This window comes from Flavobacterium sp. LS1R10, from assembly GCF_003968825.1.
In the GTDB taxonomy this organism is placed as follows: domain Bacteria; phylum Bacteroidota; class Bacteroidia; order Flavobacteriales; family Flavobacteriaceae; genus Flavobacterium.
This window is the reverse complement of the sequence record NZ_RYDH01000001.1, coordinates 284927-297211: the sequence shown is the minus strand read 5'-3', so window position 1 is coordinate 297211 and position 12285 is coordinate 284927. Positions and strand designations below refer to the sequence as shown.

Here is a 12285-nt window from a genome sequence, read left to right as displayed (position 1 = left end):
CCGAATCCACAATAAATTTTATCTTTGTGGAAATTGATTAAAAAGATGAAGAATTTTATTGAAGAAGTAACTTGGAGAGGAATGCTCCACGATGTTATGCCCGGCACAGAAGAACATTTGATGGAACAAATGCGTGTGGCGTATGTGGGAATTGACCCAACTGCCGATTCATTGCATATAGGACATTTGGTGGGTGTGATGTTGTTGAAACATTTTCAACTATCGGGACATAAACCATTAGCGTTAGTGGGTGGTGCAACAGGAATGATTGGTGATCCGTCCGGAAAATCAAATGAAAGAAATTTATTGGACGAAGCGACCTTGCGTCACAATCAAGAAGCGATAAAAGGACAATTGGCTCGTTTTCTGGATTTTACTTCCGATGCGCCAAATGCGGCGGAATTAGTGAATAATTACGATTGGATGAAGAATTTTTCTTTTCTCGATTTCATTCGGGATATTGGAAAGCACATTACGGTAAATTATATGATGTCCAAAGATTCTGTGAAGAAACGTTTGTCTTCTGAAGCTGCCGAAGGAATGTCATTTACTGAGTTTACGTACCAATTGGTTCAAGGGTATGACTTTTTGCATTTGTACAGAGAAAAGAATTGTACGTTGCAAATGGGTGGAAGTGACCAATGGGGAAATATCACCACGGGAACTGAATTAGTGCGTAGAATAGCGAGTGGAAAAGCGTATGCATTGACTTGTCCGTTGATTACAAAAGCGGATGGAACCAAGTTTGGAAAATCTGAAGGAGGAAATATTTGGTTGGATGCCGTTAGAACTTCTCCTTATAAATTTTACCAATATTGGTTGAACACTTCGGATGTTGATGCGGAGAAATACATTAAGATTTTTACTTTTTTATCCAAAGATGAAATTGAGGTTTTAACTGAAAAACATAAAGAAGCACCGCATTTACGTTTGTTACAAAAACGTTTGGCCGAAGAAACTACGGTATTGGTACATTCAGCAGAAGACTTAGAAAACGCCATAAAAGCATCGAATATTTTGTTCGGAAATTCCACTTCAGATGATTTGAAGCAATTGAACGAAGCTACTTTCTTAGATGTTTTTGATGGTGTTCCTCAAGCGGAAATCAATAGAAATGAGATTGAATCAGGAATCAATATTGTTGATGTTCTAAACGAAAAAACAGGATTTCTAAAATCGAATGGCGAAGCAAGACGCGCTTTGACAGCTAATTCTATTTCAGTAAATAAAGAAAAAGTAACCGAAGAATTCTCGCTTTCGAACAAAGATTTAATCAACAATCAATTTGTATTGTTGCAAAGCGGTAAGAAAAATTATTTTGTGCTTCGGGTTAAATAATTGTATAACTTTACTTGAAATAACGAAAAGCTATGGAAACTCAATTTTTAACTGACGAAAAAGGAAATAGAACCGCAGTTGTATTGCCTATCAAGAAATATAATAAATTGATTGAAAAATTGGAAGATTTAGAAGATGTACGTCTTTATGATGAAGCCAAAAAAGAGGATGACGGTTATCGAATTTCTATAGACGAAGCTTTTAAAATTATTGAAGAAAAGCGCAAATTAGCGAAGTAATGGCTTATACTATCGAATTTAGAAATAAAGTTTTGAAAGCTTTAATCAAAATTAATGAGCCTCACTATTCAGCAATCAAAAAGCAAATCTATGATTTAGCTGAAAATCCACGGCCGCAAGGGTATAGAAAATTGAAAGGAAGAAAAGGATATAGAATTCGCGTTGGAGATTACAGAATTATTTATGAAATTTTGCTCGTTAATTTGGTTAACCGATGAAATAAATTAACGATTAACCTTTTTACAAGACCATCAAATTACAACCTCGAATATCAGAATTATCAAAACGTCCCAATACTTCAAAAGAGTTGTTGGGATTTTTTTTGCCCAAATCCTGCGTAGCAATAAAGGAACAGGAATTGATGTTAGCTAAATCAATCACGTTGATACCGCCCGTTTTTCCGTCTGGAATGTAGGTCAAAGCATCTTCGGTATCGCGAACAAGGATTTGCACCCAAGATGGGCATTCAAATACGCCGTTTCCTAAGGAATACGCTTGCGAAAGCAACTCGGTCATTCCATATTCAGAATGTATGGCTGAAACGCCAAATCCTTTACACAATTGTTCGTGTAGTTCTTCTCGAATCATTTCTTTACGTTTTCCTTTCATGCCGCCTGTTTCCATGATAATGGTGTGCTGCAGTTGAAACGAATGTTTTTTTTCTGAAAGTTCAGTTGTTTGCCCAAGGTCATCACGAACCTTCTTTTTTTTATCTAAAAAAGAACTTTTTTCGTTGAAGGTTTCAATTAAGTCCAATAAAGCAAAAGTAACCCCAATCAGGATTACATTTTGACCCGCTAGATCTAAAGCGATAAGCTTGGCAATCAGTTCGTCGTGATTGTGCAGGTAAAAACCACTCTCAGGATGATTGGAAAGTTCAATTAAATCCTTGACCATGTAAATTAAGGAAGATCCTTCCCGTTCCAGATAGGAAGGAAGCAAGGCCAAAACAACATAATCTTCAATATTGCCATAAAATTCGGAAAACCCTTTGCGGTAACTTTCTTCATACAGAGTGACGTCCGTAACTAAATGTTTGCTAGTTATGGGAATTACTTTTTTATCCAAATTTCCCCCTTTATGGGCTACGGGGCTTGTGGTTCCGCTGCTGGTAAAAGTTTCCTGAATGGGATTGGTATTCGAAACCACTTCATGACTCTTAAAAAACTGAATCGGTAAAAATGGAATTTGTTGTAGCGATTTTACTTTGTGAGGATCTGTTTTTAAAAAATCGCAAAATTCCTGATAGACCAAGTTGTTTTCGTATTGGAAACGAAACACTTTCAAAGCAATTTTCTCAAACTGTTTTTGACTGGAAATGGCAAATATATCGGAAGATGTGATCAATATTTTTTTTTGCAAAAGTAATCAAAAATTTAAAGGCAAACCAATAACGGAATGGTATAAACTTGAATCTGGGAGTTGATTTGGTTTGAGCATTATACAAAAAAGCCCCAACAGGATTGGAGCTTTTCTGATGTATTTTTGAAATTATCGGATGATTAATTTTCTGGTCGCTGATGCTTCTTTTTCATTGATCTTGATGATGTAAACACCAGAGGTTAGATTAGAGACATTTAGTTCTTTTGAGCTCAATATGGTTTGAAGTACTTTTTTTCCTAAAACATCAAAGATGATAATTTCTTTATCAAAATCGTTTTTTGTAGAAATGTACACTCTACCATTACTCACAGGGTTCGGGTACAAGCTTAATCCTTCAATTGAGACGTTTTCTTGTGTCTTTGATTGTTGCTTAGTTTCCTGAGCACTAATGCCAAGGGAAAATAAAAAAACCAATAAAGTAATAGTATAAAAGTAGTTTTTTGCCATTAGATTAATTTGAATAGTAAATATACAAAATATATTTCAAAAAGCATACCAAAAAAAAACATCCTGAATTTTCAGGATGTTTGATATAAATCGATTGGATTGTTAATTACAAATTCCCTAACAAATTAACGCCATCAACAATTGCCCATGTTCCAGGAGTTAATGCCGCTCCAGTTGCTGAAGTGCTTGTTGTGTAGTTTGCAGATGGGAAAGCTACAGTAAATGTACTTGCACCAGCTCCAGATAATGGAGTATTATCAGAAATTTTAACATTCAACATTTTTATTTTACCTGAAAGAACTTGATTTGTGTTCGTATTGGCATCTTGAATTCTAACGGCAACGGCATTTGTTGTTGTAGTTCCGGAAGTTACAGAATTAGTATATCCTGAAATTACGACATTAGAATATTCTCCGTTTCCTTCTTTTTTAAATTGGATTGCATCTATTTCTGTAGGATTGCCAGACTCAGTTACAGTTCCAGCGGCTCTTCTTAAAGTGATGTTTGATACTTTAGGACCAAATGAATTATTTACACTTTTCGATTCGATTTCCATTCCGAAATTTCCAGCTCCAGTTTGATAAGCATACCAGTTAGTATTTGCTTGACCTTGCCATCCATCTTGCCAGTCAAAAGAATCATCTGTATTACCGTATGAAATTAGATTTTTAGCACTTACTGTTCCTCCATAAAATTCAAAACCATCATCGGCTCCTTTATAAGCTACAAGATTTTCTAAAACTGTTCCGGAACCTACTGAATAAAATGAAAATCCATTCATCTCAGAATTTCCATCAAGAATCTTTTTACCAGCGTATTCTACTCGTACATATTTTAATGAACCACCATTATGTGATGCATTTGTACCTCCGTAAACAATATTTGTACCATCCTCAGAAGTTGCTGTTGTAATCGGAGTTCCGTCACTTGTTTTTCCTGATACAATTGGAGCATCACCAAACATGATAATACCACCCCAAGAACCTGCAGTTTTTGATTTTTCAGTAAAGACAACAGGCTCTGCAGCTGTACCTGAAATATTTAATTTCCCTCCATTTTCTACTAATAGAACATCAGAACCATCCGTAACGTCAGCAGTAATTACTGAGCCCGCTTCAAAAGTTAGTGTTGCACCACTTTTAATTCTTACGGCTCCAATCAATTTGTAAGTACCTTTAGTGTAGGTTTTTGATGTTGTAACGTCACCTGTGATATCGCCTGTTGCAGTTGGTGTAGTTGTTACTGTTTCATTATCACTTGATGTGCAACTTGTAAAAACCAAGGTAAGTAATGCAAGACTAAATACTAATTTTTTCATTTTTAATAATTTAAAATTATAAGTTTTTTTGTTTATTATTTTAATCAAAATTACTCTAGAGTTTTTGTAATTTAGTTATGTAATTGTTACTAAAGTATTATATAACAATCAATTTGATGTAAAGTTTACGTTACTATAAAAACCAAAAAAAGAGCCGTTACAGCTCTTTTTTTGGTTTTTAAAACGTATACCCTATAGTAAAGGAGAACCCAACACCCTTTTTGAATTCTCTTAAAACTAGAGAGTCTTCAGTAATGTTCAAAGTGCTTTTCCTTCCTAACTCTTTTTTATAGCTTGGATTTAGTATATTGTCTATTCCAAATTTAAGTTCAATACTTTTAGAAATAGAATTTGTCCAGACAAAATCTAATTTACTAAAAGATTTCTCGTAGATATGATCAATTCCTGAAGAACCTACAGCAAAGATTCTATCTCCATAAACGTTATACACTAAGGTCATAGAGTTTTTCCAATCTTTGTTAAGAATGAAATCATACTTTAAATCAGAATTAATTAACCAGCTTGAAGCACCTTGTAATTTACGGTTGGTACTGTTTTCTAATTCATTTCCTTGTTTTTTAAGATCAATTTGAACATCAGTACTCATTAATGATGTGTTGAAACCTAGAGAGAAATTAGAAAGCGATTCGTTTATTCTGCTCAATTGGATTAGCATTTCTATTTCGGCACCATAAATAACGGCTTGCTGCGAGTTTTTAAAAGTAGTAATCTGACCACCACTATTCGCAGTAGGTTTGAATACTCTTTCAATTGGATTATTAATCATTTTTCCAAATACTCCTATTGCAAACATTTCTTTATTATTAGGAAATAATTCGTATTTAAAATCTACATTGTAGTTTTCGCTATCCTTCAAATCTTTATTTCCACTTTCAGAGGTTCCGTCAGCATTAATGTAATTTATTGGCAACAACTCCACAGCTACAGGTCTAGTGATTGTTTTTGCTAATGAAAGTCTAAGGTTGCTGTTTTCATTCAAAATACGTTTTGCATTTACTGATGGTAAGATATCAAGTTTGTCATCAGTTTTTTTGCGATAAGCGCTTCCAAAAGGATCGCCTTGCTCTCTATATTTTATTTCACGAGTAGAGCTTTCTGCTCTAATTCCAGCATTTAAATCCCATTTTTCTCCAATATTCATGAACAAATTGAAGTATCCCGCATTAACGAACTGATTTAATTTGACTTTATAATCACCATTGGATTCCTCTTTAACATATACAATTCCATTGTTTATGTCTTGATTAATATTCTCACTAACAGTGTTGACATTTGCAGTGTAAGGTTGTGTATTAGTTCTGCTTTTCCCTGAAAAGAAGCGATAAGTAGACTGCATGTCATTTAGGGAGCTATTATATCCTATTGATAATTTATTGGATTCTTCTTCATTTCCAAATTTTAAATTATATTCTAAGAGAGACGAATAATAAAAGTTTCCTTTTACGTCTAGATATTGACGGTTTAAATTATTACCACCGTATATCATGTCAATTTGATTGTCATTTATTCGTCCTGTAATGAATTTTCGGTCGGGCTGTTGGAATGAAGTCTTTACATAAGAACCTCCAGCTTTAAGGGAATGTTTGCCATCTTCAGTTAACTTATAGTCTCCAAATAATTGTGTATTCCAATACTTAGATTCCTCATATTGGTTCATTCGTATTAGATTATCAGTAATATTGGCAGCACTATTAACATATCCTATTTGATCTTGAATTTTACTGTCAGTCGCTTTAATTAAAAAAGTATTGAAGTTTAAGTTGAATCGGTTTGTTTTGTATTTCATTCCAGCTAATCCAGAAAAAGTAGTCTGATAACTATATTGTTTGTTGTATAAATTATTATCGTAATTACTCTGTCCAAGGTTGAAGGTTCTGTCTACACCTTCTCTGTAAGAGTATTTATTATCAAAATTGAAAGACATAATGTAACTTATATTACTTTCGTTTTTAAGATTGAATTTTTGAGCATGTAAAAATCCAATGCTTGAATTCAAGGGGCTTTTAGTATTGTTAACGTCCCATGATTTTTTACCAAAACCATTTTCATATTCTGAAGGAGAAAGTTCTGCACCGTTAGGAATAGAACCAAAAGCACTAGGAAGTGCTCTGTCATTCCCAAGCATTCCTAAAGACCCTTTAGTAGAATTTGCATCATTGGACAGCAAAAATGCTTCAAGATTGTTGTTTGTGGTATAACCAAAACCAATATTCAATTTTGTGATATTTTTCGGCTGAGGTGTTTCAATATTGACAGTCGCTCCAGCAAAATCTCCTGAAATATTAGGATTGAATGTTTTGTATACATTTAAAACTCCTACAACGTCAGTAGGAAATAAATCCAAAGGAATAATTTTTTTGAAAGGACTATTAGAAGGGGATTGTAGATCGTTTATCAACAAGTTATTATAACGGTCTTCTAAACCTCTAATAAATAAACCTCTTCCGTCTACTTTTGTAATTCCGGTAATTTTCGTTAATCCTTCCTCGACATCGCTTACCCCTTTACGAGCCATTTCTTGTGAACCGATACTTTGTTTTATCACGACCGCTTGTTTTTGATCTAATAAAAGAGCGGTTTCCTTTTCTCTATTTACAGTAGATCGCACCACTACATCTTCTAGTTTGTAGCTTCCGGAACCTAAAGTTTTGTTTAATGTTACAGTTTGATTAGCAACTACTGTTACAGGAACTTCTACAGATTCATATCCTACAAAACTAAACTGTAAAGTATATTTTCCGGGAAGTATTGTTATGGCATATTTACCATCAATATCAGTATTTGTTCCTATATTAGTTCCTTTAATGAGAACGTTAGCAAATGGTAATGATTGGTTGTTAGAATCCTTATCTGTCAAGATACCTGCTATAGTTCCTTTGTTCTGTGAAAAAGAAACAGCGGTTATAAATAACGTTAAAAATAATAATTTGAATTTCATCTGGTTTAAATTTTTTGCAAAGTAACAGCCGAAATGTAAAATGTAAGTTATTGGTTTGTTATGATTATGTTTTATTTTACATCATAAAGAGGCTTCAATATTAAATTACCGTTAACAGCTTTTCAATAGCTCATTTATGATTACATTTACAATTCAAAATAATTTTTGGTGCTTTATGAAGAAAAAAAATACTAAAATTCTACTAGTAGACGATGAACCGGATATCTTAGAAATTGTAGGGTATAATCTCGCTCAAGAGGGATATCAAATCAGTACTGCCACAAACGGGAAAGAGGCTATAGCAATCGCTAAAAAAGAATTGCCGGACCTAATTATAATGGATGTAATGATGCCGGAAATGGATGGCATGGAAGCTTGCGAGAACATCAGAAAAATACCGGAACTCAGTAATGTAATCATAACTTTTTTAACCGCCAGAAGCGAAGATTACTCTCAAGTTGCGGGCTTTGATGCCGGAGCTGATGATTACATCACTAAACCAATAAAGCCTAAATTATTAGTCAGTAAAGTAAAAGCCTTACTGCGCCGATTAAAAGAAAAAGAACAAAATAGCGAAACTCTTAATGTTGGTGGAATCGAAATCAATCGGGAGGAATACAAAATTGTAAAAGATAATATCGAAATTGCCTTACCCAGAAAAGAATTTGAATTGTTTTATTTATTGGCTTCAAAACCGGGAAAAGTTTTCAAAAGAGATGAAATTCTGGATAAAGTGTGGGGCAATGAAGTAGTTGTTGGTGGTAGAACCATAGATGTTCACATCAGAAAATTACGTGAAAAAATTGGCGAAGAGTTGTTCAAAACAATAAAAGGAGTGGGATATAAGTTTGAAGTATAAATGACAATAAATTTTAAAAAAACATATCGTTTTGCCGTAAAGTCGGCCCTGTATATTACCCTTTTTTCTACTGCATTGGTTAGTTTGCTGATTTACCTTTTTTTTACTTTTTCCTACCAGTTTAGCCTGATTTTTGCCATTTCAATTGCTACTTTTTCATTTATAGTGATTCAATATCGGGTGGAGCGTTTTATTTATAAAAAGGTAAAAAAAATATACGATGACGTTTCTTTATTAGAATCTAGCACCTTCAGAAACCAGCCCATAACCACTGACATGGCGACTCTTACAAGGGAAGTCAAGAAGTTTGCTACTGACAAAAAGCTGGAAATTGAAACCTTAAAAGTTCGGGAGGAATACCGGAGAGAATTTCTGGGAAATGTCTCTCACGAACTAAAAACACCTCTTTTTATGGTTCAGGGCTATCTGTCAACCTTACTTGACGGAGCCATGAATGACAAAACAATCCGAAAAAAATACCTGGAACGCGCCGAAAAAGGAGTCGAAAGACTGATCTACATTGTGCAGGATCTGGACATGATTACCAAACTCGAAATAGGGGATTTGCATCTGGAAATTGTCGAGTTTGACATCGTTAAACTCGTTCAGAATGTATTTGATTTGCTCGAAATGAAAGCATCTAAAAAAGATATTTTGTTGATGTTTGACATGAAATACAACAAACCCGTTATGGTCATTGGAGATCAGGAAAAAATACAACAAGTGGTGATGAACCTTATTGTAAACTCAATTAAATACGGAAAATTAAAGGGTTCTACCGAAGTAAGTATTGAGGATTTGACAGCAGAAAAAGTCATCGTTCGTGTCACCGATAACGGAGAAGGAATTGAGAAAAAAAATATCCCAAGACTTTTTGAACGTTTTTATAGAGTAGATAAAAGCGGAGCAAGAACAGAGGGAGGCTCTGGGCTGGGATTGTCCATAGTAAAACATATTATCGAAGCACATGACGAGAAAATTTATGTAGACAGCACGTATCATGTTGGATCTGAGTTTTCATTTACCCTGGAAAAATCCAAGTCAGGGGAATAAGTACGGCCATCTAAATTCCTTCAGGTCAAATAGAATTAATAATATCCTTTACCTAATAAGCACAATTATTTTAGGATCATTCACTTGTGTTATTGATGTTATTAAGTTGATGTCAAAATAATAATTTAGTAACGACAGTCTTACTTTCGAGGGTCATATTTGCAAAAGACTCCACAAGTTTGTTGGGGTATATTTATGATGACATCCAATTGTAACCGTACCATCACGACGCTTTTTTTAAGTATAAAGCAACACTCAGGCATAAATCATCATGAGGTTGTCGTACAATGAGACAGTTGTTTTGAAGGCCAACTAATTCCATCAGAGCAAACAAAATTTCACCTTTCACTTTAAATACAGATATGGAACAAATATATATAGTAATGCTTGTGGTTTTAGGCATTTTGGCAATAATTGATCTAGTTGTCGGGGTTAGTAATGACGCAGTAAATTTCTTAAATTCGGCAATTGGTTCTAAAGCAGTGTCGTTTCGTACTATTATGATTGTGGCCAGTCTGGGTATTTTAGTAGGAGCGCTATTTTCCAGTGGTATGATGGAAATTGCCCGAAGTGGTATTTTTGTTCCCGCCATGTTTAGTTTTAATGATGTTATGATTATTTTCCTGGCCGTAATGATCTCAGATATTATATTATTAGATGTTTTTAACTCAATAGGATTACCAACTTCGACAACAGTATCCATTATTTTTGAACTTTTAGGGGCAGCGCTCTGTTTGGCAGTCTATAAAATTTATGTTTTGGATGATAGTTTTGATACTTTAAGTGATTATATCAACACTGAAAAAGCATCACAAATTGTTTTTAGTATCCTACTGTCTGTCATTCTTTCTTTCACTCTTGGAAGTTTTGTGCAATATGTTTCTCGATTAATTTTTACTTTTCAATATGAAAAAAGAGTCAAATATATAGGTGCAGTTTTTGGAGGATTAGCCATTACTGCGATTACTTTTTTTATCCTGATTAAAGGATTGAAAGGAGTTTCTTTTATCGATCAAGCTACTCATGTCTGGATAAAAAGCAATCAATTACTGATAATAGGAGTAAATTTTGTTTTTTTCACACTGCTTTCTCAAGTGTTGATGACTTTCTTCAAAATAAATATTCTCCGAGTAATCATCATAGTGGGGACTTTTGCTTTGGCTTTAGCTTTTGCCGGGAATGATTTGGTTAACTTTATCGGCGTTCCTATTGCTGCCTATAATTCCTATGAAATTTTCAATGGTTCAGGAATTTCTGGAGATCAATTTATGATGGGAGCTTTGGCTAATGATAATATTGTGGCGCCATTTTATTTTTTAGTTTTTGCAGGAGTGGTTATGGTTATTACACTTTGGACTTCAAAAAAAGCCAAAACTGTCATCGAGACCGGCCTTAATTTATCCAGGCAGGGTGATGGCGTAGAGCGTTTTTCACCCAATATGTTATCCAGATATATTGTGCGATTTGGCGTTTATATCGGACTGGGAATTAATTATTTTTTACCAAAATCAATCCAAATTAAAATTGATAAGCAATTTGAGAAACCGGAAGTCAAAGGAAAAAAACGAAAAGACGAACCTGCTTTTGATATGGTTCGTGCTGCTGTAAATTTGATGGTAGCCAGTATTTTGATATCGATAGGGACTTCTTTAAAGTTGCCACTTTCTACAACCTATGTTACTTTTATGGTGGCCATGGGTACTTCATTTGCAGATCGCGCTTGGGACCGCGAAAGCGCAGTGTATCGTATTGCAGGGGTTTTTAATGTGATTGGAGGATGGTTTGTAACAGCAATTGTCGCATTTGTTTCGGCCTTTATCTTTGCGTATTTCCTCAAAGTAGGTCAAGTATATGCTTTCATCGGATTGCTGGTTGGATTAGGAATTCTTTTGTATCGAAGTTCAAGAAAGCATACTAAAACCATAAAAGCCCAGCAAGAATTATTGCTCTTGAAAAGAGAAGATATTGTTACCATAAATGAAGTTATTAGGGAGTGTACCATTCAGATTTCCAGAGTGATAAGCGGTTCAAACACGATTTATAGAGAGGTTATCGAAAATCTTAGCCTTCAGGATTTAGGGAAGTTAAAGGAGAATAAAAAAGACATCAAAAAACTCGAAAAAGAAGTCGATGAATTAAAGAGTAATGTATACTATTTTATAAAGAATCTGGATGAAACCTCGGCAGAGGGCAGTATGTTTTATGTCATGATTTTGGGTTATCTTCAAGACATGATTCAGTCCCTTGGATTCATCTCACAAAACAGCTATGCACATATCAATAACAATCACAAACAATTGAAATTCAATCAAATTAGGGATTTGAAAAGCTTAGACAATAAGCTTGAAAAATTATTTGAAGATATTATTGTTATTTTTCAAGAAGGTTCGTTTGACAAAATTGATGTTCTTTTAGAAACCAAAATGGAGATTTACGATCAAGTATCTAAATTAATTAAAAAACAAATTGAAAGAATTAGAACGGTAGAAACCAGTCCTAAAAACAGCAAGTTGTATTTCGCGTTACTTTTAGAAACTAATGATTTGATAAAAGCAACGATGCACTTACTCGAATTATTCAAAGAATTCAATAGCCATGCTAATTCAAAAGGTACAAATCTGTAATTCAGGAGTGCTTCTTTTTTTGGTAAACATTCAATACTAATCTTAAAAAAACCATTTGAGAGAAT

10 protein-coding genes are annotated in these 12285 nt (G+C 34.1%); 6 read left to right on the top strand and 4 right to left on the bottom strand.

All coding sequences use genetic code 11. From position 1 onward, the window contains the following. Positions 1 to 45: 45 nt before the first annotated feature. Genes tyrS through EKL96_RS01305 form a run of 3 tightly spaced genes read left to right on the top strand, consistent with a single transcriptional unit; the run spans position 46 to position 1795 of the window. Positions 46 to 1338 carry a tyrosine--tRNA ligase gene (gene tyrS, locus EKL96_RS01315; RefSeq protein ID WP_126457599.1) on the top strand — a complete coding sequence of 431 codons (1293 nt, stop codon included), beginning with the start codon at positions 46 to 48 and terminating at the stop codon, positions 1336 to 1338. Between the two features lie 32 nt (positions 1339 to 1370). Next, entirely contained in the window at positions 1371 to 1577 is a 207-nt protein-coding gene (locus EKL96_RS01310; RefSeq protein WP_126457598.1) for a hypothetical protein, read from the top strand. After that, positions 1577 to 1795, top strand: a complete 219-nt coding sequence (locus tag EKL96_RS01305) for a type II toxin-antitoxin system RelE family toxin (protein WP_126457597.1) — start codon at positions 1577 to 1579, stop codon at positions 1793 to 1795. Before EKL96_RS01310 ends, EKL96_RS01305 begins: the two co-directional genes overlap by 1 nt. A 22-nt stretch (positions 1796 to 1817) precedes the next feature. On the opposite strand, the gene EKL96_RS01300 is transcribed toward EKL96_RS01305, so the two are convergent. From EKL96_RS01300 to EKL96_RS01285, 4 genes are all read right to left on the bottom strand, one after another. Continuing rightward, the gene (locus tag EKL96_RS01300; protein WP_126459029.1) at positions 1818 to 2924 is read right to left on the bottom strand and encodes an acyl transferase; all 1107 of its coding nucleotides are present in this window, start codon (positions 2922 to 2924) and stop codon (positions 1818 to 1820) included. A 144-nt stretch (positions 2925 to 3068) separates the two neighbouring features. Continuing rightward, positions 3069 to 3407, bottom strand: a complete 339-nt coding sequence (locus EKL96_RS01295) for a T9SS type A sorting domain-containing protein (RefSeq protein ID WP_126457596.1) — start codon at positions 3405 to 3407, stop codon at positions 3069 to 3071. Between the two features lie 106 nt (positions 3408 to 3513). Then, complete coding sequence (locus tag EKL96_RS01290) at positions 3514 to 4725, bottom strand: hypothetical protein (RefSeq protein ID WP_126457595.1); 1212 nt, start codon at positions 4723 to 4725, stop codon at positions 3514 to 3516. A 178-nt stretch (positions 4726 to 4903) separates the two neighbouring features. Then, a complete protein-coding gene (locus EKL96_RS01285; protein WP_126457594.1) occupies positions 4904 to 7684 on the bottom strand; it encodes a TonB-dependent receptor in 2781 nt (926 codons plus the stop codon). A 175-nt stretch (positions 7685 to 7859) separates the two neighbouring features. Between EKL96_RS01285 and EKL96_RS01280 the strand changes: the two genes are divergently transcribed. The 3 genes from EKL96_RS01280 to EKL96_RS01270 all read left to right on the top strand — a co-directional run bounded on the left by EKL96_RS01280 (position 7860) and on the right by EKL96_RS01270 (position 12220). Next, positions 7860 to 8543 (top strand): response regulator transcription factor, encoded by a 684-nt coding sequence (locus tag EKL96_RS01280; RefSeq protein WP_126455532.1) that lies wholly within the window; start codon positions 7860 to 7862, stop codon positions 8541 to 8543. After that, on the top strand, positions 8544 to 9596 hold the full coding sequence (locus EKL96_RS01275; protein WP_126457593.1) for a sensor histidine kinase: 1053 nt from the start codon (positions 8544 to 8546) through the stop codon (positions 9594 to 9596). Positions 9597 to 9958: 362 nt separating this feature from the next. After that, the gene (locus EKL96_RS01270; protein ID WP_126457592.1) at positions 9959 to 12220 is read left to right on the top strand and encodes an inorganic phosphate transporter; all 2262 of its coding nucleotides are present in this window, start codon (positions 9959 to 9961) and stop codon (positions 12218 to 12220) included. The last annotated feature ends 65 nt before the right edge of the window (positions 12221 to 12285 follow it).

Coding starts and splice junctions, on each gene's coding strand:
- tyrS (WP_126457599.1), top strand. CDS start 46: ATGAAGAATTTTATTGAAGAAGTAACTTGGAGAGGAATGCTCCACGAT.
- EKL96_RS01310 (WP_126457598.1), top strand. CDS start 1,371: ATGGAAACTCAATTTTTAACTGACGAAAAAGGAAATAGAACCGCAGTT.
- EKL96_RS01305 (WP_126457597.1), top strand. CDS start 1,577: ATGGCTTATACTATCGAATTTAGAAATAAAGTTTTGAAAGCTTTAATC.
- EKL96_RS01295 (WP_126457596.1), bottom strand. CDS start 3,407: ATGGCAAAAAACTACTTTTATACTATTACTTTATTGGTTTTTTTATTT.
- EKL96_RS01290 (WP_126457595.1), bottom strand. CDS start 4,725: ATGAAAAAATTAGTATTTAGTCTTGCATTACTTACCTTGGTTTTTACA.
- EKL96_RS01285 (WP_126457594.1), bottom strand. CDS start 7,684: ATGAAATTCAAATTATTATTTTTAACGTTATTTATAACCGCTGTTTCT.
- EKL96_RS01280 (WP_126455532.1), top strand. CDS start 7,860: ATGAAGAAAAAAAATACTAAAATTCTACTAGTAGACGATGAACCGGAT.
- EKL96_RS01275 (WP_126457593.1), top strand. CDS start 8,544: ATGACAATAAATTTTAAAAAAACATATCGTTTTGCCGTAAAGTCGGCC.
- EKL96_RS01270 (WP_126457592.1), top strand. CDS start 9,959: ATGGAACAAATATATATAGTAATGCTTGTGGTTTTAGGCATTTTGGCA.